This window comes from Corynebacterium afermentans subsp. lipophilum, assembly GCF_030408375.1.
GTDB lineage: Bacteria > Actinomycetota > Actinomycetes > Mycobacteriales > Mycobacteriaceae > Corynebacterium > Corynebacterium lipophilum.
Genome location: NZ_CP046530.1, coordinates 269,791 through 295,890, shown reverse-complemented (window position 1 = coordinate 295,890; position 26,100 = coordinate 269,791). Strand labels below are relative to the sequence as shown.

The following is a 26,100-nucleotide window of genomic DNA, read 5'->3' as shown; positions in this document are numbered from 1 at the left end:
TAAGCTGCGGGTCATGCGAAAAGATGCTGCCGAAAACCGTCAAGCGATTGTGGAGGTCGCCTCCACGCTCATCGCCCAGATGGGGCCTGGCGTGTCGCTGCGCAACATCGCTAAGGAGGCAGGCGTGGGCGTGGCCACCGCGAGCCGCCACTTCCCCGACAGGGACGAGCTCTTCCGCGCGGTGCTCGAACACATCATGAACAGCATGCGCGACGTGGTGGCCAAGCACCTCCTGCGTTTCCCCGACCTACCCGAAGACACCTGGCGTTCCGCGATCGGCGAGATGGTGAACTTGAACTTCCCCGCCGTCGGCCAGGAAATCCTGCCCAAACTGCTACCCACGTTGTCGCACGAAGACAGGGCTGTCGCCACCGCGCAGCTGCAAGCCATCTACGACCCGCTACTTGCGCAAGCCAAACAGCACGAACTGTGCCCCCCGGACCTCGACTACCTGTCGTTCCACTTCGCCATCATCGCGCTCTCACGCCCGCTGCCCGAGCCCGCGGAGGAAGCGTTCGCGGGCAGGCGCGCCTGGCTCGTCGACGTGTTCATTGATGGATTGCGCACCCAGCAAGCGAGCTAATGTACGGGTCCTACTAGCTCGTCGATAAGCGAACGCACACGGGCGTCAATGTCGTCGCGCACGAGGCGCATGCGCTCCATGCCTTCGATGCCGCGGTGCGAGGGTTCGTCGGTGCGCCAGCGCTCCAGCGTGCCGCGGGCGCCGTCAGGCATTTCCACCTGCGCGTCTTCGCCGAGCACCACGACGCGATCAACGCTGCGCAGCAGTTCCGGATCGATGGGTTTGGGCGTGCCGTGCGACATGTCGGCGCCAGTCTCTGCAATCGCCTCGACCGATTCCTGGTTCAGCTTCGTGCCGGGTTTGGTGCCTGCGGAGTGGATGCCGAGCTGGCTACCCGCGTGCTTCTCGGCGAGCGCCGCCGCCATCTGGGACTTGCCGCCGTTGCCGACGCAGACGAACAGGACTGAGGGCTTCATGTAAGGCTCCTTTGGTTAGGCAGGGTTGGGTCACCGGGGAACAGTTTCGGGCCGATCCCCCGCATGAGGTAGACCAAGCCGACGAGCACCGGGATCTCGATGAGCGGGCCAATCGTACCCGCCAGCGCCTGGGCGGAGGTGGCGCCGAAGGTGCCGATCGCCACCGCGATGGCGAGCTCGAAGTTGTTGCCGGCGGCGGTAAACGCCACCGAGGCGGATTGGGCGTAGTCCATGCCGGAGAGTTTGGCCACCACAAGTGCCACGGCGAACATGCCCACGAAGTAGCACAGCAGCGGCAGCGCCACCGTGGCCACAGTCAACGGCCTGGACAGGATCTGGTCGCCCTGCAGGGAAAACAGCAGCACGATCGTGTACAGCAGGCCGACCAGCGCCAGCGGGGAGATCCGGGGCAGGAAGGTGTTTTCGTACCAGTCGCGGCCCTTGGTGCGCTCACCGATGATGCGAGACAGCAGCCCGGCCAGCAGCGGGATGCCCAAAAAGACGAGCACGGAGGAGACGATCGCCCAGAAGGAGAAATCCACCGAGGTGGTCTCCAGGCCCAGCCAGGACGGCAGGACCTGCAGGTAGAACCAGCCAAGCACGCCGAACATGAGCACCTGGAACACCGAGTTGATGGCCACCAGCACGGCGGTGGCTTCCCGGTCTGCGCAGGCGAGGTCGGACCACACCAGCACCATGGCGATGCAGCGCGCCAACCCGACGATGATCAGGCCGGTGCGCAGCTCCGGCTCGTTAGGCAGGAACATCCACGCGAGCGCGAACATGAACGCGGGGCCAAGAATCCAGTTCAAAATGATGGATACGGTCATGAGCCGTTTGTCGGTGGCGATCTCGCGGGTTTTGTCGTAGCGCACCTTGGCCAGCGGCGGGTACATCATCACAAGCAGGCCGAGCGCGATCGGCAGCGAGATCCCGCCGACTTCAAGGCGCTCGAGTGCGCCCGAAAGCCCCGGCACTGCGCGGCCGAGGGCGAGGCCCGCCGCCATGGCGAGCATGATCCACACCGGTAGGAAGCGGTCAAGAAATGACATGCGCTCTACTGGCTGAGAGGTTGTGTCTTCCATCTGGAATCCTTATCTATTGACGATTATCAATACGAACACTAAAAGGCACATTTATCGCTGTCAATATGAAAAGGTAGGAAGCATGAAAGATTCTGTCGCCACGACAGCAGACACTGGCCTCGACTGCTGCTCGCTGGGCTCCGGCTTGCTCTCCGCAGACGACGCGACGCGTTACGCGGCCCTGTTCAAAGTTTTGGCGGACCCCGGCCGGCTGCAACTACTCTCCTGGCTCGCCGAAGAGGGCTGCGAGCCGATGAGCGTGAGCGAACTGACGCAACGCTCTGGGCTAAGCCAACCGACGGTTTCCCACCACCTCAAAAAACTTACCGAGGCCGGCCTCCTAGAAAAGAGCCGCCTGGGCAGGTCGGTCCTCCACCGGCTGCGCCCGGAGCTGTTCGCGGAACTTCGCACCGTGCTGCAGATGGACTGAGACTCACCAGCTGAGACAGAACCACTCCCAGCCGAACTGGTCCAAAGACTGCCACATGCCCCTACTGCTGGGAGAAACGCTCTAAGTCGTCCGGCGCACCCGCCATCACAATCAGGTCCGACGGGGAGAGCTCCTGGCCCGGCACAAACGGCTGCCACTCGCCATTGCTGTTGCGCACGGAGACCACCTGCACGCGGTGCTTGTCCCACAGCTTTTCCGCGTCGCAGGGACCGGACAGCAGCGCACGCGGCGGGGCCATCTTGATCACGCCGTAGTTCTCCGCCAACTCTGCGAAATCCTGGAACCTCCCGCCGAGCAGATGCGCCACCCGGCGGCCGGTGTCGTGCTCCGGGCGCACCACGTGGTGCACGCCGAGGCGTTGCAAAATGCGGGCGTGGGACTCCGAATCAGCCTTCGCCCAAATGTCGGGCACCCCTAGATCTACCAGGTTGGAGGCGGTCAGGATGGACGCCTCCAGCGCGGAGCCGATGCCGAGCACCACGCGTTTGACGTCATGCACACCGAGCTGGCGTAAGGCTTCGGGGTCGGTGGTGTCGGCGACGGTGGCGTCGGTAAGCAAAGGCGCATGCTCGCGCACCAGCCGCTCATCCACATCGACGCCCATCACCTCCACGCCGTAGCGGGTGAGCTCCTGGGCGATCGCACCGCCGAAACGGCCCAGGCCAATGACCACCACGGGCGGGATATTCAAACGCTGCGTGGACGTGAAACGGGGGAAGTTAACCAATGAACGGCCTTTCTGTGGGGTAGTCGAACCTGCGGGAAACGGTGCGCAGCGCCAGCGCTGCGACGAGTGTGAACGGGCCGATGCGCCCGAGGTACATCAGCAGGCACAGCGCGAGCTGGGACGGGGTGGACAAATCCGCGGTGATGCCGGTGGAAAGCCCCGTGGTGGCAAACGCCGAGATGACCTCGAAGTTGACCTGGTCGGCGGTGAACTGGGGGTCGCAAATACGCAGCGTAGCTACGCCTGCGGTCACCGCTACCAGTCCCGCCGCGGCCACCGTCATGGCCTGGCGCACCACACTTTTTGGCACGGTGCGGTGGCCCACGGTGGTGGCGTCGCGGCCTTTGAATTCCGCCAGCATGGCCGCTAGCAGCACGGTCGCGGTGGTGATCTTGATGCCGCCGGCTGTGCCCGCGGACCCACCGCCGATGAACATGTAAATGTCCGTGACCATCAGCGTGATCGGGTGCGCCTCGGCGTAATCGACAGAGTTGAACCCCGCGGTGCGCGGCGTCACCCCGGAAAAGAACGCGTTGAGGCACTTGACACTGGTTGGCATGCCGGCGAGGAAGCCGCGCCACTCCAGTAGTGCGATGATAAGCGTGGCGCTGACCACCAGAAACGCGGTCGCCTGCAGCGTCATGCGGGTGGTGATGGACAGCCGCCGCGAGCTCACCGGCGCGCCGTGGACCAGCCCGCGCATCTGCTCGCGGCCGCGGCGCACCAGCTCGGAAAGCACCGGGTAGCCCAGCCCGCCAATCATCAACGCACCCGCCAACGGGATGAGGATCCACCCGTCCGTGTTGTAGGAGACCAGACTGTCCGGACGCAGTCCGAAGCCGGCGTTGTTGAACCCGGAAATCGCGTGGAACACGCCCTCGTATGCGGCGCGCCCCGGCGCCATGCCGTAGACGGTGGCGAAGCGAATGCCCAAGATCACCGCTACCACCCCCTCAAAAAAGAAGGTGAGCAGCAGCGTTGCCACGAGCGTCCGCCTCACCCCACCTTCCAAAATTGGCCGCCCCTCAGCTGCCGTGGCATACCGCGAACGCAGCTTCACCCGGCCGGTGAGCAGCATGCCGGTAAGCGAGGTAATGCTCATGATGCCCAGGCCGCCGGCCTGGATCAGCGCCAGCACAATGAACTGTCCGGCCAGGCTCCAGTGGCTGCCGGTGTCCTCGGTGACCAGGCCGGTCAAAGTGGTCGCGGACGTGGCGGTAAACAGCGCGCTCATCAGCGCTGTAGGCGCGCCGTCAGCGGAGGCGAACGGCATGGAAAGCAGCGCTGTGCCGGTGAGGATCAGAGCTAGAAAGCCCAGCGCAGTTAGTTGCGCGGGGCCGAGCCACCTCTTGGAGGCTGTGTCATTCACCGGCCAAACGCTACTCCGCGGCGCGCAGCTTGGCTACGTCTTCTGCTGAATACGTCGCCGCGATTTGGACGTCGTTGCCGCCGGAGAGGTTCACCCGCGACAGGCGCACACGCTGCGAGCCCGGGACCAGCGGAAAGTTCGCCGAGCGCTCCGAAACCTGCTTCACCGGGAACCCGGCGCTCAGGGCGCAGTGGTTCAGCCACACATCGTCGGCGCGTGGTGCGAGGTCCAAAAACTCCGTACCGCGCTCGGCGACGTAGCGCACCATCTCCTTCGGGTAGCGCACGCCGTCCACGCCGGTGGCGAAGTGCAAAATCGACGGCTCTGTGCTCCTTACCGGCCGCCACTTCTTGTACGGGGCGATGCCTTCTTCGTCCAGCACGACTCTGTGGGCGCGGTAGGCGGTGATGGTGGAGGCCGAAGGAGCGTCGATGAGCTTCTGCGCAAACGTGCGCGGGTAGAGCACATCGTCGTCGACGGTGATGACGTTGCGGTCCGGGTACTGCTGGAACGTGCCGTAGTACTTGGTGTGCGGGCCCAAGCCGCCGGTGGATTCGTGCACCTGCAGGCCGCGATTCGCAAGCGACTGCAGCGCGTCCGGCCACCGGGCGTGGAAATCCACCGGGTCCAGCCACAGGTGCACCGGCAGGCGCACCGTGCCCACCAGAAGCGACGCGATCGCCGCGGACGCTGAGCGCAAACGGGTACCGTGGGTGGTCAAAGAAATGACGGTTTCGCCGTCCTCCGGGAAGCGCTTATCCGAGTTGTGCGCCGCGTTGAGCAGCAACGGGAGACGAACGAATGCGCCGGTGGCCACGAACCCCTGGCGCACGGCGTAGTCAATCCACATGGCGCATTACCCTAGCCCACCGGCGTGGGAGGGTGCATGATGGAGGGCATGACTGACACTGGGACTCACACCGCCACGCCCCGCGACTGGTGGGACGCCGCCCGCCCACACACCTGGCCCAACGCATTCGCCCCCGTCATCGCCGGCACCGGCGTGGCGGCCCTGACCTTGCAGGCCCACCCCGGCCGCGCCGTGCTCGCGCTTTCAGTGGCGTGGGCGCTGATCATCGGCGTGAACTACGCCAACGACTACTCCGACGGCATCCGCGGCACCGACGACGACCGCACCGGCCCGACGCGCCTAACCGGTTCCGGGCTGGCCGCGCCGGAACAGGTGAAGCTTGCGGCGTTTATCGCGTTCGGCGCCGCCGCGGTGTTCGGCGTGATCCTGTCCGCGGTGGCCGGCGCGATGTGGCTCGTGCTGGTGGGCGCGCTGTGCATCGCCGCGGCGTGGTTCTACACCGGCGGCGACAGCCCCTACGGCTACTCCGGCTTCGGCGAACTCTCGGTGTTTGTGTTCTTCGGGCTGGTCGCCGTGATGGGCACCGAATACACCCAGTCCGGAATGGTGTCGTGGGAAGGCTTCCTGTGCGCGCTGGCCATTGGCGCGATCTCCGCGTCGGTGAACCTGGCCAACAACATCCGCGACATCCCAACCGATGCGGCCGCCGGCAAGCGCACACTTGCGGTGAGGCTTGGCGACGACAACGCGCGCACCCTCTTCACCGTCCTGACCTTGTTCCCGTTCTTCATCTCAGTGGTGCTGTCGATGACCACCGTGTCTGCGCTAGCGGCTCTGGTGGCGCTGCCGCTGGCGGTGGCGAGCGTTTTGAAGGTTCGCGGCGGGGCTTCGGGCAAAGAGCTCATCCCGGTGCTGGGGCTGAACGGTAAGACCATGCTGGCCTGGGCCGTGGTCACCGCGGTGGCGTTCGCGTGGTTCGGCTGGTCGTTCTGGGGTCAGTTCGCCGGTATCGGCGAGGCCGTGCCGTACGCGCCGTTGGCGTCGCGCTAGGTGTGATGTCCAGGGACGTTGTTGAGTCGGTCGAAGGGTACGCCGCCAATCGCAGAGTGGTGTCGGTGGTGGTTGTAGAAGTGGAGCCAGCCGGGCAGCGCCAGGCGTCGTTCGGCCTCTGAACCGTAAAACCTGGCATAGGCCCAGCCGTCCCCGAGCGTGCGGTGGAATCGCTCGATCTTCCCGTTCGTCTGCGGCCGGTAGGGGCGTGTCCGCTTGTGTCGGATGCCGAGCCGAGCGCAGAAGTCCCTCCATGCGTGGGATCTGTATGCCGACCCGTTGTCGGATAGGACTCGCTCGACGGTCACGCCTCGTTCGGCGAACCAGGCCACGGCGCGTTCGAGAACTCCCACCGCTGTGCTCGCCTGCTCATCCGACCAGATTTCTGCGTATGCGACGCGGGAGTGGTCGTCGATGACTGTGTGAACGAACGCCGTCCCGGTGCGCGGCTTGTGATCTTTTCCTCGTGGTAATCCCGGAGTCGCGAGCTTGTTCCGTGCGCCTTGCTGCCGACCTACGTAACGATGTCCACCGCCGTCGGGGATGTTGCCGAACTTCGTGACATCGACATGAATCAACGATCCCGGATGAGGATGCTCATATCGCCGCAATGGCTCGCCAGTGACACGATCGATATGCGAGAGGCGGTTCACGCGGCAACGGACGAGGACCGCGTGAACAGTCGACGTCGAGAGACCAAGTCGCGCAGCGATCTGGGCTGGCCCCAGTCGAAGCCGCCAGCGCAGGTTGATGATCTTCTTCTTGACATGCTCGGGCGTCCTGCCTGGGATCCGGTGCGGCTTGCTGGAGCGATCCTGCATCCCAAACTCACCCTCTTCCCGGTAGCGGCCTGCCCATTTCCGGGCAGTGATCGGGGAGACCATGAACATCTTTGCGGCGATCGTGGCCGGATAGCCGTCTTCGACAATCAGCCGAGCTAACCGGAGACGGGCACGAGGAGTGAGAAGAGCGTTCGGATGGGTCATCAATTGGCCTCCGCCGCGGTCTTCGTAAGCGCGCGTCTGGTGAGAAGCATGATGACGAGAGCGATCGCTGTCAGCACCGAAGCGACCCAAACCGGCGCGAGCAGCCCCAGCCCGGTCGCGAGCCCGAGCGCACCAAGCACGGGCCCCGCTGCAGCTCCGATATTCAATGCTGCGGTTGCGTACGAACCGCCCATCGTTGGCGCACCCGATGCTGCATACAGCACACGCGTGATCAGAGTACTGCCGACGCCGAACGACAGGAATCCCTGAACGAGGACGAGGACGATAAGCGCAACGGGATGAGATGCGACCACTGCCAACACGATCCAGCCTGTCAGCAATAGCGGTCCGCCGACTGCGAGCACGAGGCCAGGTCGTTGATCTGATAGTCGTCCTGCGATCGTGACGCCAAGGAACGATCCGATGCCGAACATCACCAGCGCGACGGACACCCACGCTTCGGCCAAGCCCGCGGTCTCGGTCACGATGGGTGCCAGGAAGGTGAATGCCGCAAAGGTCCCTCCGTTGATCAGCGCTCCGAGTGCCATGGCCAGGATGAGCCGCGGCGTCGCCAACTGGCTGAGCTCGACACGGAGCCTTGGTGAGGTCGCGCTAGTCTCGCTCCGACCAACATTGTTCGTGACGCCACGAATGACTCCAACGGCCGCGGGAATACAGAGGATGGCGATCGCCCAGAACGTCGTTCGCCAGCCCAGCGCTGTGCCGAGCAGTGCCCCGGCGGGGACGCCCACGACGGTTGCGATCGTCGTGCCGGAGAGCAGGATCGACAGTGCACGCCCCTTCTGGTTCGCTGGCACGAGGGTAGTGGCCGTGCTCAGTGCTACGGCGAGGAATCCTGCGTTTGCGAGAGCGCTGAGCACCCGGGTGATGAGCAGGAGAGAGAACACTGGTGTCATCGCTCCGATGACGTGGCTTCCCGCGAACACGAGAAGGCAAACGATCAATGTGAGCCGCGGTGGCCAACGGCGAGCGAATGCCGCCATCACTGGCGCGCCGACGACCATACCGACTGCGAATGCGGAGGTCAGCAGGCCCGCAGTGCCGACCGAGACGTCAAGTTCGGTCGCGATCGCGGGGAGCAATCCCGCGAGCATGAATTCTGAAGTGCCCATGACGAAGACCGCCAGGGCAAGCATGTAGAGGGCAAAAGGCATCGAGTACTCCGAGGTGTGAGATCAAGAAATGGTTCTTCTTGTCACCACGGCCAGCGCCCCGGGTACGCCAGACATACGCCCACACAGATCGTGGGCGTCGTAACTAGTGGTTCAAGGGGCTGGCGGTGTGACCGACAACCCCTGACCTGTCTGATTCGGGACTCGACATGCCCCAAACTCTAACATGCCTTCAATGGCAAGCGGTCTGGACAGATACTTCTTGAATCGGCACGGTGTCATTACGGGCGGGGGCCAGAACAACGTCCCTGGACATCACAGCTAGGTGTCGCGTTTTCGCAATGTGGCAAATATTTGCCACATTCCCAAACGCGACCACCCCCAGCCCCGGCGATACACTCACGGCATGCTTGACGTCCTCACCGGTTTCGCCATCATCTTCACCGTCATCGCGGCGGGGTGGTGGCTGGCCCACAAAGGCGTCATCGGGCCGGGCGAGCAGCGCCTGCAGCTCAACCGCATCGCGTTCCACGTGGCCACCCCGTCGCTGATCTTCTCTTCGGTGGCGGTCTCGGACACGGACGCGTTTTTCTCCCCGGTCATCCTGGTCATCGCCGTCGCCACGGTGGTGACCATGCTCATCTACTGGGCAATCAGCGCGCTCTTCTTCCACCAGGACGCGGCCGAGACTATGGCGGGCGCGGCGTCGTCGAGCTACTACAACTCCGTCAACATCGGCCTGCCCATCGCAACCTATGTGCTTGGCGACGCCACCTTCGTCGTGCCCGCCCTCGTGCTGCAAATGGCGGTGCTCTCCCCCATCGTGATCGCCGGGTTGGACCGCAGCTCCTCCGGCGTTTCCAAGTCCGTGCTGTCCGGGCTGACAGCTCCCGTGGTGGTCGCGGCGTTCGCGGGCTTCGCCGTCTCCGCGGCATCCTGGACCGTGCCGGAGCCGGTGCTCGCGCCGCTGGAGATCCTGGGCGGGGCGTCCATCCCGCTGATCCTGATGAGCTTCGGCGCCTCACTCACCGGTGAGAAGGTGCTGACAAGCCACCGCGGCCCCACCCTCACCGCCACCGCGTTGAAGCTGGTGGGTATGCCGGCGGTGGCATGGATCGTCGCAAAGCTTCTGCACCTAGGGCCGGAAGAGATGTACGCCGCGCTGATCCTGTGCGCGCTGCCCACTGCGCAGAACGTGTACAACTACGCGGCGACGTACCGCTCGGGTGAGGTGATTTGCCGCGACACGGTCTTTCTCACCACGTTCCTGGCGCTGCCCGCGATGCTGCTCATCGCCGGGGTGTTCTAGGTGCCTTCGCTTGACGGAGCGAGTGGAGTGGTTCACACTTTGGCAATGACCAAGGCGCGGAAAACAGTGGCCGCCGTGTTGCTTGCGGTGGTGGCGGTGTTGGGCGGATGCTCGTCGACAGGCGGAGCCCCCCGCAACGAAGACGGCGACGGCACGGCGGGCGGCGTGGACACCCCGCGGTACGTGGTGGCGATGGTCACCCACGGCGCGCCCGGCGACACCTACTGGGACCTCGTGCGCAAGGGCGCCGAGGACGCCGCGAAGAAAGACAACATCGAGCTGCGCTACTCCTCCGACCCGCAGGCGCCCAACCAGGCGAACCTCGTGCGCTCCGCGGTGGACGCGGGCGTGGACGGCATCGCCGTGACCATGCCGAATGCGGAGGCGATCGGCCCGGCGGCGCGTGACGCCGTGGACCATGGCATCCCCGTGGTGGGGCTCAACGCCGGCATGACCGCGTACCAGGACTACGGGATGACCGGCTTCTTCGGCCAGGACGAGACCGTGGCCGGCCGCGCCGCCGGCGAGCGGCTCAAGGAGGAAGGCAAAAAGAAGGTGCTGTGCGTGATCCACGAGCAGGGCAACTCGTCACAGGAGGCGCGCTGCGACGGTGTGCGCGACGGCCTCGGCGGCGACTCAAACGCGGTGGAGCTGCTGTACGTCAACGGCCAGGACCTCACCGCCGTACAGTCCACCATCACCTCGAAGCTTTCCCAGGACCGCTCGTTCGACACCGTGTTTGCGCTGCAGGCGCCGGTGGCGATGCGCGCCGTGGAATCCGTGAACCAGTCCGGCGCGCAGGCGCAGGTGTCCACCTTCGACACCAACGCGGAGCTCGTCGGCGCCATCGCGGACGGCCGCGTGGCGTGGGCCGTGGACCAGCAGCCGTACCTGCAGGGCTACCTGGCGGTAGACTCGCTGTGGATTGCAAAACGCAACGGCGGCACCCTCGGCGGCGGGCGCCCCGTCTACACGGGCCCGAGCTTCGTGGACCAAAGCAACGTGGACAAGGTCGAAGAGGCCGCGAAGGCGGGCATGCGATGAGGGACGACCGCCTGAAAACCCGCACCGGGTTCGCGCGCCTGATCCGCCGCCCGGAGTTTGCCAGCCTCCTCGGCTTCATCGCCATCTTCGTCTTCTTCCTCTCCGTGGCGCCGGCGTTTCGCTCCTTTGAGGCGCTGGCCACCACGTTGTACGCCAGCTCCACCCTGGGCATTGTGGCGCTGGCGGTGGGCATGCTCATGATCGGCGGGGAGTTCGACCTCTCCTCCGGCGTCGCCGTGACCACCGCCGCGCTGGCCGCGACGATGCTGAACTACAACCTGCACCTGAACTCGTGGGTGGGCGCGTTCCTCGCGCTGGGGATCTCGCTGGCCATCGGCGCGCTCAACGGCATTATGGTTACGCGCACCGGCATCGATTCCTTCCTGATCACCCTGGCGGCCTTCCTCATGCTCCAAGGCCTCAACCTTGCGGTGACGAAGCTGGTCACCGGCCAAGTGGCCACCCCCACCATCGCGGACATGGAGGGCTTCCCGTCCGCCCACGCCGTGTTCGCCGGCAACTTCCACATCGGCAACGTGCGCATCTCGGTGACCGTCCTGTGGTGGATCTTTTTCGTCGCCGTGGCGTCGTTCGTGCTGTTCCGCACCAAGCTCGGCGGCTGGATCACCGCGGTCGGCGGCAACGCCGATGCCGCCCGCGCCGTCGGCGTGCCGGTGCGCCGCGTGAAGATTCTGCTGTTCATGGGCATCGGCTTCGCCGCGTGGTTCGTCGGCATGCACACCCTGTTCGCCTTCGACTCCATCCAGGCCGGCCAGGGCGTGGGCAACGAGTTCCTCTACATCATCGCCGCGGTCATCGGCGGCTGCGCTATGACGGGCGGGCGCGGCACCGCCGTCGGCACCGCCATCGGCGCGCTGATCTTCGGCATGACCAACCAGGGCATCGTCTACGCCGGCTGGAACCCGGACTGGTTCAAGTTCTTCCTCGGCGCGACGCTGCTGGTGGCGGTGCTCGCAAACACCTCCTTCGCCAAATACACCAAGGGGCGCTAAGTGGCTGTCATCGAACTGGAAAACATCACCAAGTCCTACGGCAGCTTCGAGGCGCTGCGCGGCGTCAACCTCGCCGTGCGCGAAGGCGAAGTCACCTGCGTGCTCGGCGACAATGGCGCCGGCAAGTCCACCCTGATCAAAATCCTGTCGGGCCTGCATCAACCCACCTCGGGCACCATGCTTATCGACGGCTCCGCCTCCACCCTCACCTCCCCCCGCGACGCCATCAGCGCCGGCATCGCCACCGTCCACCAGACGCTGGCGATCGTCGACGAGCTCAGCGTGTGGCGCAACTTCTTCCTCGGCCAGGAACTCACCGGCGCGTTCGGCGTGCTGCGCCAGGCCGAGATGAAGCGGATCTGCTCCGAGCAGCTTCTAGAGATGGGCATTGACATCCCCGACGTGGACGTCGAGGCCGGCAACCTCTCCGGCGGCCAACGCCAGGTCATCGCCATCGCCCGTGCCGTCTACTTCGGCGCACGAGTGCTCATCCTCGACGAGCCCACCGCCGCCCTCGGCGTGAAACAGTCCGGGGCGGTGCTGCGCATGGTCGCCGCCGCCCGCGAGCGCGGCATCGCCGTCGTGTTAGTCACCCACAACCCCCACCACGCCTTCTTGGTGGGCGACCACTTCACCATCTTGAAGCTCGGCCACCAGGAGCTCGACGCGCCTCGTTCCGAGGTCACCCTCGAGGAGCTGACCCACCAGATGGCCGGAGGCGGAGAGCTGGAGGCGCTCAGCCACGAGTTGCGTCGATAAGCTAGCGCTCCGCGAGCTCCGACTGGATCCAGTCCTTGCGCGCCGCCCGCTGGCGCTTCAGCTCCGCCACCGCCTCATTGGCCTCCAGGCGGTGGCGCTTAAACAGCAGCATCGACAGCGGGAACGCCACAATCAGCGCCAGCAGCGCCGACATGATCACCGGCACCGGCGCGCCGATGAGCACCGCCAGCAGCTGGATCACTACCGTCAGCGCGATGAACAACAGCAGGCGGTCCAAGCCGTAGATAGCCACGGCCTTGTTCGCCCGGGACTTCGCCTCCGGGTCTACCTGCGGGGAAACTTGATCAGTCACGGTTGTTCACCCTATCCGGTGGCCAAGTATGTTTAAAACCATGGGAAGGTTGCTACTCCTCGCATTGGTCGTCCTGGCCGCCGTGCTGCTCTGGCGCGCGTTCGGCCCCGGCTCCGCCGAGCGTTACGGGTCGCTGCGTGGCGGCTCGCAGCGGCAGGTGGAGCAAAAACCCGTGATTAAGGGCCCGGACGACGACGAAGAGTTCCTCTGGAACATCGAGAAAAACCGGTTCAAGGAGCGCCGCGCCCGCGAAGAGGCCGAGCGCCGGGAGGCCGAGCGACGTGAGCTGGAGCGGCGTCGTTCCGAGGCCGAGGCGGAGCGGAAGCGCCGCGACGACGAGCAGCGCGACGACATCTAGGGCTTTTGCCAGCCCGTCTGAATTTGTTCACTAGCCCAGTGAACAAATTTCGAACGGGCGCCAGATTCCTGACAAATCACGCCGGACGTTTGCGCCGACCTGGGCAAATAGGGGCCCTCTGACAGATTCAGCCGCGGAGTGTCAGCGGCGGGGGCGGAACGCGGCCGCGGCGGGGGGCGGAACGCGGCCGGGAGGCCCAGGCGTGGCGGCCGGCGGAACCCCCTACGCCTCGGTGAACCCGACGCGCAGGCCGAGCTCCGCCGCCACGGCGATGACCTTCTCCCAGCGTACGCCGGCGCCGCCGTGCTCGATGGTGTGCAGGGTGGAGCGGGACACCCCGGCAGCGTCGGCGACGTCTTGTTGGAGGCGGCCGGTGGCGCGGCGCCGGGAGGCGATCTGCTCCCCCAGTGCGATCAGCACCGGGTCGTCGCTGGCGGGTTTGCCCTGCTTGTTGCGGGGTTTGTGGTGGGCGTCGCTCATCGGCCCGCCTCCTTCCGGCCGGCTTCCTCGGTGAGCACTGCGGGCAGTTTCTCGGCCCAGGCGAGGGCGTCGCGGACGCCGTCGACAAGCGAGCGCTCCGCGGACCACCCCAAAACCGACTTGGCTTTGTCGGTGCGAGACGCGCTGCCGACCACGTCGCCGGGGCGGGCGGGGCCGGTGCGGACCTCAAGCGGGGTGCCGGTGGCTTCGCCGAACGCCTCGGCGAGCTCGAACACGGTGGTGCCCTGGCCGGTGCCGAGGTTGATCACGTCGTAGCCGGAATCCCCCACCACAGAGTCGAAGCGCTGAAGCACCGCGACGTGCGCGCGGGCAAGGTCCCAGACATGGATGTAATCCCGCAGGCCAGAGCCGTCGCGGGTGGGCCAGTCCACGCCGGTGACAGTGAAGGGCTCGCCGGCGGCGTGCGCGGAGATCATCTTGCCCATGGCGTGGGTCGGGTGCGGGTTCTGTAAGCCGGTGCGCAGCGCGGGGTCGGCGCCGATCGGGTTGAAGTAGCGCAGCGCGACGACGCCGAGGCGGCCGGTGGCGGCTTCGTCGCGAAGCACACGCTCCAGCAGCCACTTCGACGCCGCGTACGGGCTCTGCGGGTCCACCGCGCTGGTTTCGTCCACCATGTAATCCTCGCCCGGCTCGTACATGGACGCCGTGGAGGACAGCACGAAGCGGCGCACGCCGAAGCGCTCCATCACCGACAACAGCGTGATGGCCTTGCCCACGTTGTTGTCGTAGTACATCAAGGGCCGTTCCACCGACTCGGGCACGACGATTTTGGCGGCGCAGTGGATCACCGCGTCGATGTCCGGGTGCTCGGTGAACACCCGCTCCAGCAGATCAACGTCGGCGACGTCGCCCTCGTAGCAGGCGAAGCGCTGGCCGAAGACGCGCAGGCCGGTGGAGAAGTCGTCCACAATCACTGGGGTGATCCCGGCGTCCGCGCAGCAGGACGCAATAGTGGAGCCGATGTAGCCGGCGCCGCCGGTGATCAGGACCTTCACTAGTTCAGCCCCGCGTAGGAGTGCAGGCCGGCGATCACGGTGTTGACGTAGGTCATGTTAAAGATCGTCATGGCCATGGCGAAGACGTTGATCCAGGCGGCGGCGGTGGATTTCCAGCCGGCCGTGGCACGCGCGTGGAGGTAGGCGGCGTAGAGGATCCAGGTGATCATGGAGACGGTCTCCTTGGCATCCCAGCCCCAGAAACGGCCCCAGGCCACCTCGGCCCAAATGGCGCCGAAGACGATGCCGATGCCGAACAGTGGCAGGGTCACCACCGCGGTCTTATAGGCGATCTGGTCCAGCGTTTTCGCGTCCGGCAAGGGACGTGCGATTGCGCCGAGGACACCGTGCTCCTCGCCGCGCGGTTGGCGCATGCGAAGCAGGTACAACAAAGCGAACGCGCCGGACACCAGGCCCACGGACGCGCCGATGGACACCGAGGAGACGTGCACCGGCAGCCAGTAGGACTGCAGCGCCGGCACCACGGGCGCGGCCTGCATGTGGAACACCGTGGAGTTCAAGAACATCGCGATGACCATGGGGAACAGCAGCCACGGCCACACGGTGTGCCAGTTCTTGCGCTGCACCACCACGGCCGCGACAACCATGATCACGGCGGTCATGAACAGGATGTACTCGTACAGGTTGCCCAGCGGGAACCGCCCGGCGGCGAGCCCGCGGGTGACAAACGCCACCAGGTGCAGCACCACGCCGACCCAGACAAGCGCCTGGGTCATGCCGGCCCATTTGCGGGCGTTGGCGATCATGTCCTCGTCGGACTTTTGCTTCTCGACGACCTCCGGTCCCCCCGCGCCAACCAGCACCTTCTGCTCTGCCAGGGCCTCGCGTCGCGCCTCGATGACGCTGTTGACGCGGCCGTAGTAGATGAACGCCAGAATCAGCGCCACGATGTAGACGATGAATGCGGTGCGGAACGTCAGGTCAGACAGCTCCGCCATGGTTGTGTTGACGAGCATGCCCATAACCTACCCCACTAGCAGGCGTTATCAAAGGTCATAGGGGTTGAACTCCCCCTGCACGCCCTCATCGTCGTCGGGGCCGAGCCCGAGGATGGCGGCGGCGATGTCGTCGAATTCGCGGCCCCACCCGGCGCGGTCGGTGCGGGCGAGCCCGGCGATTTCGACTTGGGTGACGGGGCTCTCCCCTACGTCCGAGGTACGAGGACGTAGCCGGACCCAGATACGGCGGCGCTTAATCGCCAGCGAGCCCGCCAGGCCCGCGAGCATCACCGCGGATGCCACCAGCGCCCACACCTGCGTCGGGTCGCGGGAGATTTGGTAGTTGGCGTATTCGGCGGCGCCGTCGAAACGCACCTTCACCTCGCCGTCGCCGGTGTCCACGGTGGCGACGGAGCCAGGTGTGAGCTGGACGCGGGAGACTTTTTCCAGGCGTCCGTCGGCGACCAGGGACTGGTCCAGCACGAAGATGTTTTGCGGCCGGCCGGTGTCCAAGCCGGCGTCGCCGACGTAGACGTCCACGGACACTGCCGGGTCGTCCATGGAGGGGAACGCGGACTGCAGCTGGTCGCCGTTCGGCCCGGCCCAGCGGGCGGTGGGCGCGAAGTTGCCCTCGATGGCGATCTGGTGCTGGCGGCGCTCCGTTAGGTCCGGGTACATGCCGGCGGGCGGGTCGAAGCGCATCACGCCGGAGGACAGGAACGTGAACACGTCGGTGGGCCGGAACTGCACCATCTGGGTGCGGGTCTCCCCGTTCGGCCACGTCAGCGTCACCTGCGGGGCGAAGCCGTGGCCCTGCAGGTAGACACGGTCGCCGCCCACGCGCAGCGGGTGGTTCACCGCCAGGCTCGTGGGCGTCCACTCCTCCTGCGGGACAGACAGGTCGTCGGTGTAGGTGATGTCGGAGGAGAACTCGTTGGCCTGCCCGTTATTCAGGTAGGTGGCCGAGAAGTTCTGGGATTCGAAGCAAAACGGGGTCAGGCCGGTGCCGTCGAAAAGCGGGCCTGCCCGGAAGACGTCGAAGTTGGCGGGCGAAGTGTTGCAGAACACCCGCGATTGCTCCACCGGCACCGCGGATTCGGCCTCCGAGTTGGTGACCACGATGACCTGGCCTTCATAAAACACCATGCGGCCGGCCATGAAGGTGAGGATCATGGCGACGATGCCGATGTGGAAAATCAGGTTCATCAGCTCGCGGGTGTAGCCGCGCTCGGCCGAAATGGAGTACGCCCCGGCGCGGTCCTCGTCCGGGGTGTAGGACGCCACGTGCCAGCGTTTCAGCTGCTTACGCAACTGCTTCTCGACGTCCTCCGGCGCCCCCGCAACCTCCCCCTCCACGTGGTGCGGCATGCGTCCCAAGTACTTGGGCGCGCGCGTCGGCTTGGCCTTGTAGGCGCGCCAGTGGTCGATGGAGCGCGGGATGATGCAGCCGACCAGGGAGATGGTCAGAAGCACGATGATGGCAAGGAACCACGTGGACTGGAAGACGTCGAAAAGCTGCAGCTTGTCGTAGATCGGGCCGGTGGTGGGGTTGGCCTTGAGGTAGTCATCCACCAGCGAGGACGACACGGTGCGCTGCGGCAACAATGCGCCCGGGATGGACGCCACGGCCAGCACGAACAGCAGCATCAAGGCGGTGCGCATGCTGGTGAGCCAGTGCCACGCCTTTTTCAGCCAGGTCTGTGCCGTCTTCATTTAGATGATCGTCCCTCCGAATCCGTCGACGAGTTGGCGCGACCAACCGATAAACACGTCCCAGGCGCCGGTGAGCAGCATGATGCCGACAACGATCATGGCGATGCCGCCAGCGATCTGGATGCCGCGGGAGTGGCGGCGCAGCACGTCGATGCTGCGCACGGCCTTTGACGAGCCGAACGCGACAAGCAGAAACGGCAAACCCAGCCCGATGCAGTACGCGATGACGAGCAGCACGCCGCGCGCCGCGGTAAAGCCCTGGGTGCCCACGGACACCGAGACGATGGCGGCCAGCGTGGGACCCAGGCACGGTGTCCAGCCGAGTGCGAAGATCCCGCCGAGCAGGGGCGCGCCGATGATGGTGGTCCACTTTTTCGGCTGGAAGCGGGTGTCTTTTTGCAGCGCGGGCACGGCGCCCATGAACACCAGGCCCATGAGGATGGTGACCACCCCGCCTATGCGGGTGAGCGTCTGCGCGTTGAGCGCGATGGCGCTGACCGCGCCGAACACGGTGACGGTGGCCAGCAGGAACACCACTGTGAACCCGGCGATGAACAGCAGGGCGGCACCGGCAACCGCCCAGTGCTTGCGGGACACGCGCGCGCCCTTTTCATCCAGCGTCATCTCCCCGCCGACCACGCCTGTCAGGTAGGAGATGTAGCCCGGCACCAGCGGGATCACGCACGGCGAGGCGAAGGAGACTAATCCGGCAACCGCGGCGGCGAGCAGGCCGAGCAGCAGCGGGCCGTCGGCGACAAGATCGGCGAAGCCCACCTAGGCCTCCCCGTCGAGACGGTCGATGACCTCGAGCAGATCGTCCGCGGTGATCTCACGGAGGAACACCGCGGCCGGGCGGTGCTGCTTGTCCAGCACGATCGTCGTCGGGATCACCGAGGACGGCACGCCGCCCAGGTTGGCGGCGGTCTTAAACGGCGGGTCGTAGATGGACGGGTACGTCACCCCGTTATCCGCCAGGAAGTCCAGCGCGATCTGCGGGTTCGGGTCGCGTACGTTGATGCCCAGCACGGTGCCGACGCCACGCGCTTGGAGGTGCTCGTGGGTCTGCTGCAAGTCGTCAACCTCCGCACGGCACGGCGCGCACCACTGGCCCCACGCGTTGAGCACAACGATCTGGCCGTCGAAATCACTCAGGGCGATGGTCTGGCCTTCGTCGAGAAGCGACTCGCCCTCGAAGCCGGCCAGGGGCTTGCGGTCCGCCTCCTCGTAGAAGATTTCAGTCTGCCCGCCCGGCGAGTGGAACGCGAAGTTGCCGCCGTTGTCCGCGCCGGAGCAGGCGGTCAGCAAAAGCGCGGCCGCGCAAAGCGGCGCGGCGAAAAGCTTGCGCATAGTACCTCTCAGATGTGCTGGGCTGGGGTGTTGTAGGCCCAGTCAACAACACTGCCGCCGTCAAACACAAGTGAGGTCACACTGGCCAGGTCGCAGTTGCGGCTCGCGTGCGCCAGGCGCTTGCCCTGCACGTGGCGCTGCACCATCACAATCGGCAGCTGGTGGCTGACCATCACGGCCTCGTGGCCCTCGGCCCTGTTGCGGGCGTCCTCGACCGCAGACCACATGCGCTCGAAGATCTCTTGGTAGGGCTCGCCCCAGCTCGGCTCGAGCGGGTTGGTCATGTGCCGCCAGCGGATCGGGTTGATCAGCTGCGAGCGCCACCCCTTCGTACGCAGGCCCTCAAACGTGTTGCCGGCCTCCAGGATGTCGTCGCGGGTGTCCACCTCGCAGCCGGTGACCTCAGCGATCGGGCGCGCAGTTTCCTGCGCGCGCTCCAGCGGACTCGCCGCCAGGTAGACCACGTCGCGGCCGCGGAAGAACTTCGAGGTAGCCACGGCCATGGAGTTGCCGCGTGAAGACAGGTGATAGCCCGGCATACGCCCGTAGAGGATCTTCTTCGGGTTGTACACCTCGCCATGGCGCACCAGGTGCACCGTCGTCTTCGTCATCTAGGCCTCCGCGGGTTGCGCCGCAGCGGCGGCCTTCGCGGCGCCGCGCAGCGCGTCCTCGATGCGGCCGAAGTCCTCGTCCGTCAGCGCGGTGGAGACGAACCAGGTCTCAAACGCGCTCGGCGGCGCGTACACGCCAGCGTCCAGCAGGGCGTGGAAGAACGGAGCGTAGCGGAACGTGTCGGCGGCCTGCATGTCGGCGAAGTTGTGGCCCTCGCCCTCGCCGAACCGGATGGACAGCATGGTCGCCGCGCGTTGGATGTGGTGGGTGACGCCTTCGGCCGTCAGGGCGTCGTGAAGCAAACGCTCCAGCAAATCCGCGTTCTTGTTCAGCGTGGGGTAGATGTCCTCGCTCGCCAGCTCCAGCGAGGCCAGGCCGGACGCCATCGCCACCGGGTTACCGGACAGGGTGCCCGCCTGGTAAACGGGGCCGTTCGGTGCGAGGTGCTCCATGATGTCGCGGCGGCCGCCGAACGCCGCCGCCGGCAGGCCGCCGGAGACAACCTTGCCAAAGGTGGTCAGGTCGCCCGCGACGTTGTCCACGCCGTACCAGCCGGCGTAGGAGGTGCGGAAGCCCGTCATCACCTCGTCCAGGATCAACAGCGCGCCGTTAAGATGCGCGACTTCCTTGAGCTTGGCGTTGAAGTCGTTCTGCGGGGCGACGGTGCCCATGTTGCCCGCGGCCGCCTCGGCAATCACCGCGGCGATCTGGCCCTCGTTCTCGCGGAACGCGCGCTCCACGGCCTCAATGTCGTTGTACGGCACCACGATGGTGTCCTGCGCCTGTGCACCAGTGACGCCCGGGGAATCCGGCAGGGAGAACGTGGCGATGCCGGAGCCCGCGGACGCCAGCAGCGCGTCCACGTGGCCGTGGTAGCAGCCCTCGAACTTGATGATCTTCGGCCGGCCCGTGAACCCGCGCGCCAAACGCACCGCGGACATGGTGGCCTCCGTGCCGGAGTTGACCATGCGCACTTCCTCCACCGACGTGCGCTTGACAATGTGCTCCGCGATCTGGATCTCCGCTTCCGTGGGCGCGCCGAAGCTCAGGCCGTTGTGCAGGGCCTTCTCCACCGCCTCGACGATCTTCGGGTGGGCGTTGCCGTGCACCATCGGGCCCCAGGAGCACACCAGGTCCACGTACGAGTTGCCGTCCACATCGATGAGTTGCGAGCCGCGCGCGCTCTGGATGAAGCGGGTCTGCCCGCCCACCGAGCCGAAACCGCGCACCGGCGAGTTCACGCCGCCCGGGGTGGTTTTCTGCGCCCGCTCGAACAGTTCGTGCGAGCGCTGGGTGTTAGCTGAAGTCGGCTTTTCCGCAGTCATGGTTGTCTATCCTAGGCCATATGAAAATCGCGTTTTTAGGCCTCGGTCGCATGGGCACTGAGCTCGCGCTCAAGCTTGTCGACGACCACGAACTCACCGTATGGAACCGCACCGCAGAGAAGACCGAACCGTTGGTCTCGCGCGGGGCTACCGCTGCTTCGACGCCCGCGGAGGCAGTCGAGGGCGCCGAGCTGGTGATCACCTGCCTGTTCGGCCCCGACATCGTGCGTGAGGTGGTGATCGAGCCCGCGCTGATCCCCGACGGCGTGACCTGGGCCGATGCCACCACCATCTCCCCCGCCGACGCCGCCGCCTTCGCCGACGCCGTGCCCGGCTACGTGCACACCCCGGTCGTCGGGTCGCTCCCGCCCGCCCGCGCCGGCAAGCTCGGCGTGTACGTCGGAGGCGCCGATGCCTCTCGACGCTCTAAAGTCGCCGACGTCGTTGCCCCCTGGGCCGCCGCCAACCCCGAGCGTCTGAAAGAAGTGGACACCGCCGCCGGCGCCGCGACCGGCAAACTGCTCGCCAACCTCGCCCTCGCCGTGACCATCGAAGGCTTCAAGGAGGCGCTCTACCTGGGCGAGTCCCAGGGGTTGTCGGAAGAGCAGGTGGTGGACATGCTCGGCTCCACCGGCCTGGAGTTCATCGTGAACATGAAGTCGCCGTTCCTTTTGGGCGAGCGCTCTACCTCGCCCGGCGACTTCACCGCCGATGCCATTGCCAAGGACGCCCGGTTAATGCTTGATACCGCCGATGCGGACCTGCCCGCGGTGCGCGCCGCCTTGGCGTCGTTGGAGGCCCAGCAGGACGCCGGCCACGGCGACGAGGACTTCTCCACCGTCGTGGTCAACCGCTAGCGGCGGGCCCGGGGCCCGACACTTCGCGGCGGAATCTGTCAGACGGGCCCTAAACCCCCAGGTCGTCGCAGACGCCCGGCGGAATCTGTCAGGCCCCTTCACCCACCGACGCGAAAGTCGAGTCCGGGAGGTCGAGTACGGGCCTAAAACAGGGCGTACTCGACCTCCGCCGCTCGACTTTTGGCGCCGCTCGGCCGGCCTACCGCCCGGCCTCGAGCTCGTTGCCCACCACCTCGGGCTGCACCGCCGGCTTCTTCTTGTTCTGGTTGCGGAAAATGCCGTAGAACACCACCACCAGCAGCGCGATGGCGATCCAGTTGGCCACCTTGGCGTACTGCTCCAGCACCATCACCACCGGCTCGCCGATCCACCAGCCCAGGCCCAGGTAGAGGAAGGACCAGATGGTTTTGGAGATGAAGTCCAGGACCATGAACTTCCGCAGCGGCATCCTGGTCATGCCCATGAGCACGAACACCACGAACGCGATCGGCAGCGGGATGGGCACGTAGGCGAGGAAGATGCCCAGCCAGCCCAGCTTCACGGCCCACTTCTCCACGCGCTCGATGTTTTTCGCGGCGCGCGGCGAGTTCGCGGCCTGCACGTCCAAGATCCCGCGCCCCCAGAGTTTGCCTGCCCACCAGTAGATCCAGTCGAACTTGATGTTCACGATCGAGCCGATGAGCAGGAACAACAGCCAGTGCGGCGCCTCCCCCACCGCGGCGAGCGCACCTGTGGACGCGGCGCCGACGCGCGAGCCGGTCAGAGCCAGCATAATCGGCGGGTCCAGGCCCAAAAGCCAGGCCCGCAGCGGGATCATGGCCAGGCCGAAGATACCGACGAAGCCGAACCAGCCCAGGCACCAGTAGTCAGCCTTGGTGGGTTTGCCGTTCCACGGCAGGCCGTCTTCTTCCCACCACTCCTTCTCGGCGGTGGTCTCGCGTGGATCCGCGTGTTCTTCCATAGGTGATCAACCTAGTGCACATTCGCGTGCACCCCATACCCAAAGTGCCCGCACGTTGCTAGCATTGTGCCAGCACTTGCAAAAAGAGGAGGCCAACGGTGTCCCGCAAAGACCGCACTACAGCGACCCTGACCATCCGGGGGCTGGATATAGCTGTCAAAGAGCAGCTCCAACGCCAGGCGAAGCAAAATGGCAGATCGATGGAGTCACAGGCGAGGAGCATTCTTCAGGCGGCAGCCTTTCCAGGAAAGCAGCAGGTGGCCTACGTGAAGCATGGTGGGCTTTCGGCCCTCAGTTTGCCGGACCAGACGCAACGTCGACTCAGCGAGCTGGCCCAAAAACACAGCCGCTCGGTTGAGGACGAAGCTCGCGCGATCCTGGAGAGGGGCACCCGCCCCGTTGACGCGGGCCGGCTCATCTACGAGCTTTCCAGGGAGCACGGTGGTTTCGAGGACTTCGAACTCCCAGAACGCACCGGCAGCAGGAACCTCCCGGGTTTGTCATGATCGTCCTCGACACGAATGTCATGTCGGAGCTGCTGAAGCCCCAGCCGGACCAGCGGTGCGTGCATTGGTTGGACACGGTGGCGCAGGAGAAGTGGACGACCTCAATCGCAGCTGGCGAACTCTTGGCCGGCGTGGCTCTTCGTCCACCTGGCCGTAGAACTAGGCAGCTGGCTGCGGTTGTCGCCGCGACACTCGACGAGCTGTTGTTGCGAGGCGCCGTGTTGGACTACGACTTCGCCGCTGCCGCCGAGTTCGGCCAAGTTAAGGCGGCACGTAGGGCGGCGGGCAGGCCGATTCAGGACGCGGACGCGATGATCGCCGCGATTTGCCGCGCCCACAACGCTCCCCTGGCCACCCGTAACACCAAGGATTTCGAGGGCACAGGGGTGGAACTGCACAACCCGTGGGCTTAGGGCTTTTGCTTATCGACGGCAGCTGCCGCCGCGGCCCTCGCATCGGCGATAACTGCCGGCACGCCGACGCCACCGGCCCAGGCACCGGTGAGGGAGATGTGGGAGGCCTTTGGTTCGTCGAGAAGCAGGCTGCGCACCTTGGCCACGGTGGCGAGGTGGTTCTCGTCGAAGCGGGGCAGGCCGCCGAGCCAGCGTTGGACGTAGATTTCCTCGAGGCCGGCGGCGCGGCCGTCGAAGCCGGTGATGGTTTTAAGGTCGTCGAGGGCCCAGTCCACGAGATCGTCCTCGGTGGCGGTGATGGCGACGTTGTCGCCGAAGCGGCCGAAGCTGGCGCGCACGAGTGCGCCGCCGCGCTCGGCAAGGTGCGGCCACTTGCGCGAGGAAAACGTGAACGCCTTCGCGCGGACGTCCTCCGCGCCGGTAGACACGAGGACACCGGAGTTCTGCGGCAAGCCCTCGTCGGTGGCAAACCGCATGCCCACCACCGCGGAGTTGGCCAGCTTCACAGTTTTCAGCGCCTCGGAGGCCTCAGGCGCGACCTCTTTGAGCAGCAGCGCCGCGGTGGGGGCGGGCACGGCGAGGATGACGTGGTCGTAGACCTTGTCCTCGCCGCCTTTGAGGCGGTACTTCGGTCCTTCTGTCCCATCTGCCGAGCTTGCGAGGCTGATGGCGGAGATAAACGCGTCGATGTAGATGTCCGCGCCGGATTTCTCGGCTAGCGTTTCGTAGACCTCCTGGTAGCCGTCCCGGAAGGTCTTGAACACCGCGCCCTGGCCGGTGGGCATCTCGCGGCGGGAGCGCTCCAGGTTGGCCACGGCGGTGGACAGGTGGACCTTGCCGTCTGCGGCGGCGAGGCGGTCGAGCTCCTCGGCCAGCTGCGGGATGGTCGCGCGCACACCGAGGTCGTCGGCGGTGCAGGAGTACACCCCGCCGAGCAGGGAGGAGACGATGTTGTCCACCACCTCGTCGCCGTAGCGTTCGCGCACGAGCGCGCCCACGTTGGCGTCACCGCCGACTTCCCAGTCGAAGCCTTCGCGGTCGGCCTCGGTGTCGATGCGCTGGGCGGTGTCCTCGCTGACCAGGTGCTTGACGGTCTCGGACGTGGACGGGATGCCCATCACGCCGCCGGTGGGCAACCCCCGCGTCTCGCCGTCGACCCACACCAGGGAGCGCAGGCCGGAGGGTTCCACCAGCGAGCCGGCGAGGCCGAGCTCGGTGAAGAAGTCCACAGCGTCTTGGCGACGCGCCATGAACGCCTCGGCGCCCATGTCGGTAGGGCCGGCTTCAAAAGCGACGGTGTGCAGTTTGCCGCCAAGCCGGTCGGTAGCCTCGTAAACGTCGACCTTCAGGTCGTTCTCTGCCCCGGCGCGGGCGGAGCCCGTGCTGCGAAGTTCGTACGCGGCGGTCAGGCCCGCCAGGCCAGCGCCGATGATGGCGATGTTCATTAGCTCTCCTCGTGGATGATGCGCACGGCCTCGGTGATCGCGTCTGCATCGGTGGTGGGCAGCACGCCGTGGCCGAGGTTGAAGATGTGTCCGGTGGCGTCGCCCGCTGCAATTGCGCGGGCGGCTTCCGCCTTGATGCGTGCGACCTCGCCGCGAACCACGTCAGTGCCGGCGAACAGCATCGCCGGATCCAGGTTGCCCTGCAGCACGCGCGGGGAGGCAAACCGGGTCGCGGCCGTGTCCAGCGGTACGCGCCAGTCCACGCCCATGACCTCGCTGCCGGCTTCGGACATCGCGCCGAGCAGCTCGCCGGTGCTCACCCCGAAGTGGATGCGTGGGATCTCCCCGGCGACGGATTCGAGGATCTCCTCCGAGTACGGCAGGACGAATTCGCGGTAGTCGACTTCGGTGAGGAAGCCCGCCCAGGAGTCGAACAGCTGCATCGCGTCGATGCCGGCCTCGACCTGCGTGCGCAGGAACGCGATGATCGTGGGCACCAGGTGTCGCATCAGCGCGTGCCAGGTTTCCGGCTCCGCGTGCATCATCGCCTTGGTCTTTTCGTGGTTCTTGCTCGGACCACCCTCGATGAGGTAGCTGGCCAGGGTAAACGGCGCGCCGACGAAGCCGATGAGGGCTTGGGTGTCGTTCAGTTCGTCCAGGATGATGCGGATGCCGTCGGCGACGGCGGCGACCTCGCTGTCCAGCACGGGCAGCTTCTCCACGTCACTGCGAGTGCGCACCGCCTCCCGCATCACCGGGCCGCGGCCGGGCACGATCTCCACGTCCACGCCCGCTGCCTTGAGCGGGACCACGATGTCGGAGAACAGGATCGCGGCGTCGACGTCGTGGCGGCGCACCGGCTGCAGCGTGATCTCCGCGAGAAGTTCCGGCATGAAGCACGAGTCCAGCATGGGGATGCCTTCGCGCACTTCGCGGTATTCGGGCAAGGAGCGGCCGGCCTGGCGCATGAACCACACCGGGGTGCGCGAGGGGGTACGGCCACAGGCCGCCTCGAGCAGTGGTGCGTTGGTGAGATCGCGTCTGGTCATGGCACCCAAG

The 26,100-nt window shown here is 66.1% G+C and carries 31 protein-coding genes; 11 read left to right on the top strand and 20 right to left on the bottom strand.

Annotated features, from left to right (window positions below):
• The first annotated feature begins 13 nt into the window (after window positions 1-13).
• Complete coding sequence (locus CAFEL_RS01325; RefSeq protein WP_194560148.1) at window positions 14-583, top strand: TetR/AcrR family transcriptional regulator; 570 nt, start codon at window positions 14-16, stop codon at window positions 581-583.
• Here CAFEL_RS01325 and CAFEL_RS01320 read toward each other — a convergent pair.
• Both CAFEL_RS01320 and arsB read right to left on the bottom strand, forming a co-directional pair.
• The gene (locus CAFEL_RS01320) at window positions 580-999 is read right to left on the bottom strand and encodes an arsenate-mycothiol transferase ArsC (protein WP_038609479.1); all 420 of its coding nucleotides are present in this window, start codon (window positions 997-999) and stop codon (window positions 580-582) included. The genes CAFEL_RS01325 and CAFEL_RS01320 overlap by 4 nt on opposite strands.
• Window positions 996-2,051 carry an ACR3 family arsenite efflux transporter gene (gene arsB / locus CAFEL_RS01315; protein ID WP_290172069.1) on the bottom strand — a complete coding sequence of 352 codons (1,056 nt, stop codon included), beginning with the start codon at window positions 2,049-2,051 and terminating at the stop codon, window positions 996-998. Before arsB ends, CAFEL_RS01320 begins: the two co-directional genes overlap by 4 nt.
• Before the next feature lie 115 nt (window positions 2,052-2,166).
• Here arsB and CAFEL_RS01310 point away from each other — a divergent pair, with 115 nt between their 5' ends.
• A complete protein-coding gene (locus CAFEL_RS01310; RefSeq protein WP_070844914.1) occupies window positions 2,167-2,514 on the top strand; it encodes an ArsR/SmtB family transcription factor in 348 nt (115 codons plus the stop codon).
• 61 nt (window positions 2,515-2,575) lie between these two features.
• On the opposite strand, the gene CAFEL_RS01305 is transcribed toward CAFEL_RS01310, so the two are convergent.
• From CAFEL_RS01305 to CAFEL_RS01295, 3 genes are read right to left on the bottom strand one after another with little or no spacing between them, the layout of a single operon-like run.
• Window positions 2,576-3,262: a potassium channel family protein gene (locus CAFEL_RS01305; protein ID WP_070844915.1), complete on the bottom strand. Its 687-nt coding sequence runs from the start codon at window positions 3,260-3,262 to the stop codon at window positions 2,576-2,578.
• The gene (locus tag CAFEL_RS01300) at window positions 3,255-4,631 is read right to left on the bottom strand and encodes a TrkH family potassium uptake protein (protein WP_070844916.1); all 1,377 of its coding nucleotides are present in this window, start codon (window positions 4,629-4,631) and stop codon (window positions 3,255-3,257) included. The genes CAFEL_RS01305 and CAFEL_RS01300 overlap by 8 nt, the downstream gene beginning before the upstream one ends.
• A gap of 10 nt (window positions 4,632-4,641) precedes the next feature.
• Entirely contained in the window at window positions 4,642-5,481 is an 840-nt protein-coding gene (locus CAFEL_RS01295) for a glycosyltransferase (protein WP_194560147.1), read from the bottom strand.
• A 39-nt stretch (window positions 5,482-5,520) separates the two neighbouring features.
• On the opposite strand from CAFEL_RS01295, the gene CAFEL_RS01290 reads away from it, so the two are divergent.
• A complete protein-coding gene (locus tag CAFEL_RS01290) occupies window positions 5,521-6,492 on the top strand; it encodes a 1,4-dihydroxy-2-naphthoate polyprenyltransferase (RefSeq protein WP_194560180.1) in 972 nt (323 codons plus the stop codon).
• On the opposite strand, the gene CAFEL_RS01285 is transcribed toward CAFEL_RS01290, so the two are convergent.
• From CAFEL_RS01285 to CAFEL_RS11205, 3 genes are read right to left on the bottom strand one after another with little or no spacing between them, the layout of a single operon-like run.
• Entirely contained in the window at window positions 6,489-7,478 is a 990-nt protein-coding gene (locus CAFEL_RS01285; RefSeq protein ID WP_011113072.1) for an IS481-like element IS5564 family transposase, read from the bottom strand. The genes CAFEL_RS01290 and CAFEL_RS01285 overlap by 4 nt on opposite strands.
• Window positions 7,478-8,653 carry a chloramphenicol efflux MFS transporter Cmx gene (gene cmx, locus CAFEL_RS01280; protein WP_005297378.1) on the bottom strand — a complete coding sequence of 392 codons (1,176 nt, stop codon included), beginning with the start codon at window positions 8,651-8,653 and terminating at the stop codon, window positions 7,478-7,480. Before cmx ends, CAFEL_RS01285 begins: the two co-directional genes overlap by 1 nt.
• Window positions 8,654-8,674: 21 nt before the next feature.
• Entirely contained in the window at window positions 8,675-8,728 is a 54-nt protein-coding gene (locus CAFEL_RS11205; RefSeq protein ID WP_011113070.1) for a chloramphenicol resistance leader peptide, read from the bottom strand.
• Window positions 8,729-9,017: 289 nt separating this feature from the next.
• Between CAFEL_RS11205 and CAFEL_RS01275 the strand changes: the two genes are divergently transcribed.
• The 4 genes from CAFEL_RS01275 to CAFEL_RS01260 are packed head-to-tail and all read left to right on the top strand — an operon-like array spanning window position 9,018 to window position 12,736.
• Window positions 9,018-9,920 carry an AEC family transporter gene (locus CAFEL_RS01275; protein WP_194560146.1) on the top strand — a complete coding sequence of 301 codons (903 nt, stop codon included), beginning with the start codon at window positions 9,018-9,020 and terminating at the stop codon, window positions 9,918-9,920.
• A 45-nt stretch (window positions 9,921-9,965) separates the two neighbouring features.
• Window positions 9,966-10,964, top strand: coding sequence for a substrate-binding domain-containing protein (locus CAFEL_RS01270; protein ID WP_194560145.1), 999 nt, complete (start codon window positions 9,966-9,968; stop codon window positions 10,962-10,964).
• On the top strand, window positions 10,961-11,977 hold the full coding sequence (locus CAFEL_RS01265) for an ABC transporter permease (protein ID WP_194560144.1): 1,017 nt from the start codon (window positions 10,961-10,963) through the stop codon (window positions 11,975-11,977). Before CAFEL_RS01270 ends, CAFEL_RS01265 begins: the two co-directional genes overlap by 4 nt.
• The gene (locus CAFEL_RS01260) at window positions 11,978-12,736 is read left to right on the top strand and encodes an ATP-binding cassette domain-containing protein (protein WP_194560143.1); all 759 of its coding nucleotides are present in this window, start codon (window positions 11,978-11,980) and stop codon (window positions 12,734-12,736) included.
• A 1-nt stretch (window position 12,737) separates the two neighbouring features.
• On the opposite strand, the gene CAFEL_RS01255 is transcribed toward CAFEL_RS01260, so the two are convergent.
• Window positions 12,738-13,049 carry a DUF4229 domain-containing protein gene (locus tag CAFEL_RS01255; RefSeq protein WP_194560142.1) on the bottom strand — a complete coding sequence of 104 codons (312 nt, stop codon included), beginning with the start codon at window positions 13,047-13,049 and terminating at the stop codon, window positions 12,738-12,740.
• 40 nt (window positions 13,050-13,089) lie between these two features.
• Here CAFEL_RS01255 and CAFEL_RS01250 point away from each other — a divergent pair, with 40 nt between their 5' ends.
• The gene (locus CAFEL_RS01250; RefSeq protein WP_070844923.1) at window positions 13,090-13,407 is read left to right on the top strand and encodes a hypothetical protein; all 318 of its coding nucleotides are present in this window, start codon (window positions 13,090-13,092) and stop codon (window positions 13,405-13,407) included.
• Window positions 13,408-13,629: 222 nt separating this feature from the next.
• Here the strand turns inward: CAFEL_RS01250 and CAFEL_RS01245 are convergent, their stop codons facing one another.
• The 8 genes from CAFEL_RS01245 to hemL are packed head-to-tail and all read right to left on the bottom strand — an operon-like array spanning window position 13,630 to window position 20,859.
• A complete protein-coding gene (locus CAFEL_RS01245) occupies window positions 13,630-13,887 on the bottom strand; it encodes a helix-turn-helix domain-containing protein (RefSeq protein ID WP_194560141.1) in 258 nt (85 codons plus the stop codon).
• Window positions 13,884-14,903 carry a UDP-glucose 4-epimerase GalE gene (gene galE, locus CAFEL_RS01240; RefSeq protein ID WP_194560140.1) on the bottom strand — a complete coding sequence of 340 codons (1,020 nt, stop codon included), beginning with the start codon at window positions 14,901-14,903 and terminating at the stop codon, window positions 13,884-13,886. The genes CAFEL_RS01245 and galE overlap by 4 nt, the downstream gene beginning before the upstream one ends.
• Entirely contained in the window at window positions 14,903-15,880 is a 978-nt protein-coding gene (ccsB, locus tag CAFEL_RS01235; RefSeq protein ID WP_194560139.1) for a c-type cytochrome biogenesis protein CcsB, read from the bottom strand. Before ccsB ends, galE begins: the two co-directional genes overlap by 1 nt.
• A gap of 30 nt (window positions 15,881-15,910) precedes the next feature.
• Window positions 15,911-17,575: a cytochrome c biogenesis protein ResB gene (locus CAFEL_RS01230; protein ID WP_194560138.1), complete on the bottom strand. Its 1,665-nt coding sequence runs from the start codon at window positions 17,573-17,575 to the stop codon at window positions 15,911-15,913.
• Entirely contained in the window at window positions 17,576-18,349 is a 774-nt protein-coding gene (locus tag CAFEL_RS01225; protein ID WP_194560137.1) for a cytochrome c biogenesis CcdA family protein, read from the bottom strand.
• On the bottom strand, window positions 18,350-18,922 hold the full coding sequence (locus CAFEL_RS01220; RefSeq protein WP_194560136.1) for a TlpA family protein disulfide reductase: 573 nt from the start codon (window positions 18,920-18,922) through the stop codon (window positions 18,350-18,352).
• 8 nt (window positions 18,923-18,930) lie between these two features.
• The gene (locus CAFEL_RS01215; RefSeq protein ID WP_194560135.1) at window positions 18,931-19,533 is read right to left on the bottom strand and encodes a histidine phosphatase family protein; all 603 of its coding nucleotides are present in this window, start codon (window positions 19,531-19,533) and stop codon (window positions 18,931-18,933) included.
• Window positions 19,534-20,859, bottom strand: a complete 1,326-nt coding sequence (hemL, locus tag CAFEL_RS01210; protein ID WP_194560134.1) for a glutamate-1-semialdehyde 2,1-aminomutase — start codon at window positions 20,857-20,859, stop codon at window positions 19,534-19,536. It lies immediately after the preceding gene.
• 20 nt (window positions 20,860-20,879) lie between these two features.
• On the opposite strand from hemL, the gene CAFEL_RS01205 reads away from it, so the two are divergent.
• Entirely contained in the window at window positions 20,880-21,716 is an 837-nt protein-coding gene (locus tag CAFEL_RS01205) for an NAD(P)-dependent oxidoreductase (protein ID WP_194560133.1), read from the top strand.
• A 199-nt stretch (window positions 21,717-21,915) separates the two neighbouring features.
• On the opposite strand, the gene CAFEL_RS01200 is transcribed toward CAFEL_RS01205, so the two are convergent.
• A complete protein-coding gene (locus CAFEL_RS01200) occupies window positions 21,916-22,677 on the bottom strand; it encodes a DedA family protein (RefSeq protein WP_194560132.1) in 762 nt (253 codons plus the stop codon).
• A gap of 98 nt (window positions 22,678-22,775) precedes the next feature.
• Between CAFEL_RS01200 and CAFEL_RS01195 the strand changes: the two genes are divergently transcribed.
• Together CAFEL_RS01195 and CAFEL_RS01190 are read left to right on the top strand one after the other, a co-directional pair.
• Window positions 22,776-23,183 carry a FitA-like ribbon-helix-helix domain-containing protein gene (locus CAFEL_RS01195; protein WP_194560131.1) on the top strand — a complete coding sequence of 136 codons (408 nt, stop codon included), beginning with the start codon at window positions 22,776-22,778 and terminating at the stop codon, window positions 23,181-23,183.
• Window positions 23,180-23,596, top strand: a complete 417-nt coding sequence (locus CAFEL_RS01190; protein ID WP_194560130.1) for a type II toxin-antitoxin system VapC family toxin — start codon at window positions 23,180-23,182, stop codon at window positions 23,594-23,596. Before CAFEL_RS01195 ends, CAFEL_RS01190 begins: the two co-directional genes overlap by 4 nt.
• Here CAFEL_RS01190 and CAFEL_RS01185 read toward each other — a convergent pair.
• Complete coding sequence (locus CAFEL_RS01185) at window positions 23,593-25,041, bottom strand: protoporphyrinogen oxidase (RefSeq protein ID WP_194560129.1); 1,449 nt, start codon at window positions 25,039-25,041, stop codon at window positions 23,593-23,595. The genes CAFEL_RS01190 and CAFEL_RS01185 overlap by 4 nt on opposite strands.
• On the bottom strand, window positions 25,041-26,090 hold the full coding sequence (gene hemE / locus CAFEL_RS01180) for a uroporphyrinogen decarboxylase (protein ID WP_194560128.1): 1,050 nt from the start codon (window positions 26,088-26,090) through the stop codon (window positions 25,041-25,043). The genes CAFEL_RS01185 and hemE overlap by 1 nt, the downstream gene beginning before the upstream one ends.
• Between the last annotated feature and the right edge of the window lie 10 nt (window positions 26,091-26,100).

Excerpts from the sequence above, each read along its gene's own strand:
- CAFEL_RS01245 (WP_194560141.1), bottom strand. The coding sequence starts at position 13,887 with ATGAGCGACGCCCACCACAAACCCCGCAACAAGCAGGGCAAACCCGCC.
- CAFEL_RS01215 (WP_194560135.1), bottom strand. The coding sequence starts at position 19,533 with ATGACGAAGACGACGGTGCACCTGGTGCGCCATGGCGAGGTGTACAAC.
- CAFEL_RS01285 (WP_011113072.1), bottom strand. The coding sequence starts at position 7,478 with ATGACCCATCCGAACGCTCTTCTCACTCCTCGTGCCCGTCTCCGGTTA.
- CAFEL_RS01295 (WP_194560147.1), bottom strand. The coding sequence starts at position 5,481 with ATGTGGATTGACTACGCCGTGCGCCAGGGGTTCGTGGCCACCGGCGCA.
- CAFEL_RS01270 (WP_194560145.1), top strand. The coding sequence starts at position 9,966 with ATGACCAAGGCGCGGAAAACAGTGGCCGCCGTGTTGCTTGCGGTGGTG.
- CAFEL_RS01320 (WP_038609479.1), bottom strand. The coding sequence starts at position 999 with ATGAAGCCCTCAGTCCTGTTCGTCTGCGTCGGCAACGGCGGCAAGTCC.
- CAFEL_RS01230 (WP_194560138.1), bottom strand. The coding sequence starts at position 17,575 with ATGAAGACGGCACAGACCTGGCTGAAAAAGGCGTGGCACTGGCTCACC.
- CAFEL_RS01250 (WP_070844923.1), top strand. The coding sequence starts at position 13,090 with ATGGGAAGGTTGCTACTCCTCGCATTGGTCGTCCTGGCCGCCGTGCTG.
- CAFEL_RS01325 (WP_194560148.1), top strand. The coding sequence starts at position 14 with ATGCGAAAAGATGCTGCCGAAAACCGTCAAGCGATTGTGGAGGTCGCC.
- CAFEL_RS01185 (WP_194560129.1), bottom strand. The coding sequence starts at position 25,041 with ATGAACATCGCCATCATCGGCGCTGGCCTGGCGGGCCTGACCGCCGCG.
- CAFEL_RS01220 (WP_194560136.1), bottom strand. The coding sequence starts at position 18,922 with ATGCGCAAGCTTTTCGCCGCGCCGCTTTGCGCGGCCGCGCTTTTGCTG.
- CAFEL_RS01310 (WP_070844914.1), top strand. The coding sequence starts at position 2,167 with ATGAAAGATTCTGTCGCCACGACAGCAGACACTGGCCTCGACTGCTGC.
- CAFEL_RS01190 (WP_194560130.1), top strand. The coding sequence starts at position 23,180 with ATGATCGTCCTCGACACGAATGTCATGTCGGAGCTGCTGAAGCCCCAG.
- CAFEL_RS01200 (WP_194560132.1), bottom strand. The coding sequence starts at position 22,677 with ATGGAAGAACACGCGGATCCACGCGAGACCACCGCCGAGAAGGAGTGG.
- hemE (WP_194560128.1), bottom strand. The coding sequence starts at position 26,090 with ATGACCAGACGCGATCTCACCAACGCACCACTGCTCGAGGCGGCCTGT.
- CAFEL_RS01290 (WP_194560180.1), top strand. The coding sequence starts at position 5,521 with ATGGAGGGCATGACTGACACTGGGACTCACACCGCCACGCCCCGCGAC.
- CAFEL_RS01275 (WP_194560146.1), top strand. The coding sequence starts at position 9,018 with ATGCTTGACGTCCTCACCGGTTTCGCCATCATCTTCACCGTCATCGCG.
- CAFEL_RS01265 (WP_194560144.1), top strand. The coding sequence starts at position 10,961 with ATGAGGGACGACCGCCTGAAAACCCGCACCGGGTTCGCGCGCCTGATC.
- hemL (WP_194560134.1), bottom strand. The coding sequence starts at position 20,859 with ATGACTGCGGAAAAGCCGACTTCAGCTAACACCCAGCGCTCGCACGAA.
- ccsB (WP_194560139.1), bottom strand. The coding sequence starts at position 15,880 with ATGCTCGTCAACACAACCATGGCGGAGCTGTCTGACCTGACGTTCCGC.
- CAFEL_RS01205 (WP_194560133.1), top strand. The coding sequence starts at position 20,880 with ATGAAAATCGCGTTTTTAGGCCTCGGTCGCATGGGCACTGAGCTCGCG.
- cmx (WP_005297378.1), bottom strand. The coding sequence starts at position 8,653 with ATGCCTTTTGCCCTCTACATGCTTGCCCTGGCGGTCTTCGTCATGGGC.
- arsB (WP_290172069.1), bottom strand. The coding sequence starts at position 2,051 with ATGTCATTTCTTGACCGCTTCCTACCGGTGTGGATCATGCTCGCCATG.